This is a genomic window from Pseudomonas sp. D47, assembly GCF_045447305.1.
Lineage (GTDB): Bacteria > Pseudomonadota > Gammaproteobacteria > Pseudomonadales > Pseudomonadaceae > Aquipseudomonas.
The window spans coordinates 1-4,279 of sequence record NZ_JBJGXU010000127.1 but is presented as its reverse complement, the minus strand read 5'-3'; the positions used below and the strand labels follow the sequence as shown (position 1 = coordinate 4,279).

The window sequence follows — 4,279 nt, the reverse complement described above, 5'->3', positions numbered from 1 at the left end:
AGACATAATCTCAGTGGGATGAGTATTTATTAACCCTTCGATGCACCGGTGACGGTGGACCTCGGTTGAGCGAGTGGCGCTGACCCTGTGACTGAGCTCTAGCGTTTACTCCACGCATGGGCAAGCCTGATAACGCCGATATTGCTCGACGCATCTGCGACACAGAGTGAACGAGCCTACTCGGCCAGTTGATCCGCCACCATCGCTTGAGCCACACCACAGGCCATGGACAGCGACGTGACAGGAGTATCAGCACCACCAGACTTTATTATTTGTCGCTGGCGCCACAGGTGCCCAGTATGCGGTCCCAGGGTGATGCATCGACTATCAGGGGGTACTGACGAGTAATACTGGCGAAGTGATTCCGCAAGGGGGCTGTAGCTACACCAGCACGCACAAGAAGCTGGCCGCGCAACGATGATCCCAGTCTCGTCGTGATCATCACGCAGCGAGCCCTGCAGCACGCACTACTCGACCTATCAACTCATCACAGGGACGAGCCCTGCCACATCCCCCATCTCTGATGGGAATCAGTCAGCAGGCACACAGCACCTTGACCTCGACCAAACACACCCTTCCAAAGTAGAGCCCCGTAACTCATCTTGCTCCCCACAGGCAGTACACTCAGAACGTCTGTAGACAAGTCCTCACCCTCATCGACGACAACTTTGTAGACATGTTGGAGAAGAAGCCCTCTGCTCGACCAGAGGGCCCTACCTGCGTGCTACAATCAAACGAACTACAGCCGTGGCTCTATGAATAACCGGCTAGCTACTTACCTGCCCCATCCGCAAGCATCGAGCACCCAGGGGCTTCAGCCGCAACTGCTGATCGTCCTTGACCAGGTAGCGCATCGCATAGTGCGACATGACTGCGGACCTTCCGGTCACTACGAAGGATCATGCCTATACCCAGCCTGTCGTCGTTTTTGTACTTTTCCTTGTCGTGGTTACAGCTATCGAAGTAACCCTGGCCTTGCGTAATCCGCGCCCACAAGTCACCTATCTGCTGAGCCCTGTAGACATCAGCCCATACCTCATTACCATTGAAAAAGTAAGCAGCATGGATGTGGTAGCCGCGATCCCCCCCCTGCTCCACCGCACAGATGTAGCCAAGGAAGTGATTAAATATCGGGTTACGCTCATGCTCAGCTGTCAACCGGTCAAGATCATCGAAGACTCGCTCGACTCGCAGCCTGAGCTGAACTGTCTGATAGTAATACAGATTGACCCGAATGATCAGCGTGCGCGAGTAGCGACTGATCATGGCATCGGTGTAGTCACAGACACGTCCAGCATTTTCCTTGGCTTGCTGACGTCGATCTCCCTTCGGGCGACGATACCATTGCTCACCTGTTAGCTGGCGGATGCGCTCGACCAACATGTTCATACTGCGGTGATGACCCAAGTACGCTGTAGCGCTCTCGTTCAAGCACACAGGACCTTGTTGTACTCCTTTCCAGCCCAATGTCCTGACACGCCTCCCAGAAGGCTCGCAGGTGCTCACTGTATTGGTATGGGAAGTCCTCCTGGAAGAGATTCAGCATCTGCCGGATGTGATCGAAGTACCGGGAGAGCCTCGTCCGCTCTGGCTGCTCATGAACTGAGCGTATGCCTGGCAGCCGGAATGCAGGGGTGTCGTATTGCCCGATGGACTTGACGAGCCGCTCAATCTCGATGGCGATATCGGATTGGGGGAGGCTGGTATAGGGGCCGCATTTGTTCTGTCGAATACATATGGCCAGTCAGCGACAATGCAACTTGGTGGTCAGTGAGACGCAATTTCGTACCCAAGTGAAGCCAGGGAAAACATTAAAGAGTAACAGCTTGGAGCATCATGGCATCCCGGCAGTCTCATGGAGAAAGTGCCACTAGACATCACCGTTCAGACTCCGTAGCGTTCAACCGACATCAGGGTATTTGCACCTTGGCTTAAAAAAGGACTTGTTATGGGCGAATGGTCAAAAAAATTGGGGGAGCGTGGGGAACATGTTGTTGAAACCCTACTCAACCTCATCGGGTGGAAAGCAGCCCTCAAGGGGACAAGCATTGATTGCGTCAAACCCAAACTGCATAGCACAACCGATAATCCGAGGCAGACCCATGGAGCAGATTTCATCTTCAGCTGCCTGTCTCCCCTTGAGGATGGCGTGCTCAAGCACCTAGTCATCTCGTCGAAGTTTTCGAGTGTGCCGTACCCCACCTCGCCGGGAACCAAATTTAAAGAACACTTTATTGACCTAGCGACAACAGTTGAATGTTTCAATCGTTCGACCGTGAAAAAGTCCATCAATTCGGGCTACACCGATGCAAGCTCCCAAGCTATCGCAGGTGTCCTTTTCTGGCTCAGCGCAAAATCAGATGCCGAGGCAGATGTAGTCAGTCAGGTCACAGGTTCGCGCAAGCTAGACGACTCCAATTATGGAACCATCTATGTGATCGATAACTACCGCGCGAGCTTCCTGTTCGACACCATTACTTACGTTAGAAACACGTTCGGAGCTGAGAACGTGAGCTTCCTGTATCCCTCCACAGGGAAGAACGTCAGCCCCATCCAAAGGCTGACTAACGGCCCGATTTTACCTCCCGAGTACCTCAACAGCGGGCTCATACCTTTCTTCGTTCAGGAGTATGACAAGAAGCATCTAGTCATCTGCTGCCAGGATGGTTTCAGCGAGGAAGTTGTGAAACGCATGATCGGATTTTCAATGGCGATCGCCCTTGAATTTCCACATAAGGTCACGCTTGCCTTCCCTGACTTCAACTACGTTGAACATGAGGAAGTCGCAAATATTGCCAAACTGGCAATCGCGAACAAAGAATTCGCCTCCATAGTAGATATGGAGTCTTACCAGGCAGATTTCAGAGGTTGATACAGTGAGTAATCAGAATATTGACTCGATCCTGCCGCAAGGTGAAGCCCTGCGCACCTACCTGGCCCAACCCTATATTGGCGCAGCTGATATTAAGACGGTACTGAAAAGTCGGGGCGTCTTCATCAACAGTCAGGAAAAAGAACAGTCCATCCCCGCCCTGACGTTGTCCCTGATCAGGCCTAGCGAATTCTCTCAGCTCCAACTTGCCTATACGACGAAGGAAGACAATCCGAAAATCACCACCCAAACCATAAAGTGGCAAGGACAAGACACACTGCTCGACTCTGTTCCCGGCTCGATCGATGTAAACAAGCTGCTTGACCTCGACTTCGTGAATTTCAAGGTACTGGGCACGCCTGGTTTCTATCCCGTCAACAAAGACCTCGACACCATCCGGATGGACTACCTTCTGGAACGAATTGATCGTTCCAAAAGCTGGGCGGATTCGCACAAGACCTTCAAGGGGTCAATCGAGATCAAGAAGAACAAGGCCCAGAATGAACTGATCCTGATCAGCACGCATACCGCACCGGAGACAAGAACCACGAACAAAGCGATGTCCAAGCACTTGGTCTCGCACTTCAAATCAGTCAAACAAATCGACGAGAACGAGACGGTTACATCCATCCGCTTCTGCGATTTCACCAATGAAAACAGATTTCAATATCTACTAGGTCTGACCCAGCACAGCAAGTTAGTGGCCATCTCGTTCATTGAGGTCGTGGATATGGGGATAGCGCCTGATCCTGAGAATCTGCTCCCCACCGATTTAGGGTGGATGAAGGAAAAAATCCGCAACCTGGATCTGAAGGGGTTCAGCCTGGAGCATTCGGATTTTCTCTCCAATGTGTCCTATCGGCCAAGCCTGTTCCTGCATCGCCTTGACGCGAAATTCCGCTTCAGCACCTCAGGCCTCGATGGCAGCTGCGTTATTTCCCTGGGTTTTCCAGAGTTCTCTGCTGGCCAGAACAAGGACAGCGAAATCGAACTGCGGATCAAGCACATCACCTTCGATAATTCGGGTAAGTCGATCGACAAGAACGATGCGAAGGAGACGATACTGAAGGAGCTAGAGTCGGAGAAGATAGAGACGTTCAAGACGCTCTCCATCCCAGGAAAACCAACGATACCAAAACCGCTTGCCTGACTCTCACCGTCCGCCATACACCGCGTTGGGGCCGCTAGGTGGATTTCGGCAGTGATGCTATTGGCAATGGTGACAGGCCCCTCCTGCCTTGCTGACACACAGGTCCACCGTGTCACCAATCACATAAACGCCCTCAGCCCATAGACTTGTAGCGTTTCATGGTTGGTCGGCAACCAAGCGTCACCGTCAATCATGCTGCCAACGAGCAACGGATAAACTATAAGAGCCTTGCGCACCTTAATCATACCGCGTCGACC

3 protein-coding genes and 1 pseudogene are annotated in these 4,279 nt (G+C 52.3%); 2 read left to right on the top strand and 2 right to left on the bottom strand.

All coding sequences use genetic code 11. The features are described 5' to 3' along the window. Nucleotides 1-771: 771 nt before the first annotated feature. Nucleotides 772-1,383 (bottom strand): inovirus-type Gp2 protein, encoded by a 612-nt coding sequence (locus ACI77I_RS31680; RefSeq protein ID WP_407000130.1) that lies wholly within the window; start codon nucleotides 1,381-1,383, stop codon nucleotides 772-774. Between the two features lie 565 nt (nucleotides 1,384-1,948). On the opposite strand from ACI77I_RS31680, the gene ACI77I_RS31675 reads away from it, so the two are divergent. Next, nucleotides 1,949-2,872, top strand: a complete 924-nt coding sequence (locus tag ACI77I_RS31675; RefSeq protein ID WP_407000128.1) for a hypothetical protein — start codon at nucleotides 1,949-1,951, stop codon at nucleotides 2,870-2,872. Nucleotides 2,873-2,876: 4 nt separating this feature from the next. Then, nucleotides 2,877-4,022 (top strand): hypothetical protein, encoded by a 1,146-nt coding sequence (locus tag ACI77I_RS31670; protein ID WP_407000126.1) that lies wholly within the window; start codon nucleotides 2,877-2,879, stop codon nucleotides 4,020-4,022. On the opposite strand, the pseudogene ACI77I_RS31665 reads toward ACI77I_RS31670, so the two are convergent. Next, nucleotides 4,016-4,279 (bottom strand): annotated as a pseudogene (locus tag ACI77I_RS31665) (hypothetical protein); the annotation flags it as partial. The gene ACI77I_RS31670 and the pseudogene ACI77I_RS31665 sit on opposite strands and share 7 nt — an antisense overlap.

Coding starts and splice junctions, on each gene's coding strand:
- ACI77I_RS31675 (WP_407000128.1), top strand. CDS start 1,949: ATGGGCGAATGGTCAAAAAAATTGGGGGAGCGTGGGGAACATGTTGTT.
- ACI77I_RS31680 (WP_407000130.1), bottom strand. CDS start 1,383: ATGTTGGTCGAGCGCATCCGCCAGCTAACAGGTGAGCAATGGTATCGT.